The organism is Clostridium sp. UBA5119 (assembly GCF_002414285.1).
Lineage (GTDB): Bacteria > Bacillota > Clostridia > Clostridiales > Clostridiaceae > Clostridium_J > Clostridium_J sulfidigenes.
Window position 1 is genome coordinate 1 of record NZ_DHYX01000012.1, and the last position, 326, is coordinate 326.

Sequence of the window (326 nt, forward strand, 5' to 3'; positions counted from 1 at the left end):
TAGAAAGCAATGGCTTTTAAACCATGAGAAGAATGTATTATTGATTTAAAATATTAGAAAGAAAAGTAAGGTGAGCAATAAATGTATAAAATTCTTATAGTAGAAGATGATTTAATAATTGCTAAAACAGTGAAGAATCACATAAGGTCTTGGGGATTTGGGGCAGAATGTTTGACTGATTTTAAGGATGTACTTGCAGCCTTTGTTTCCTATAGTCCGCAGCTTGTTCTTTTAGATATTACCTTGCCATTTTTTAATGGCTATCATTGGTGTAGTGAGATTAGAAAGGTTTCTAAGGTTCCTATTATTTTTATTTCATCAGCCTC

General features: G+C 31.6%; 1 protein-coding gene. It reads left to right on the forward strand.

The features are described 5' to 3' along the window. Nucleotides 1–81: 81 nt before the first annotated feature. The coding region (locus tag B2671_RS01315; protein ID WP_346868791.1) for a response regulator at nt 82–326 on the forward strand (245 nt) is incomplete at its 3' end.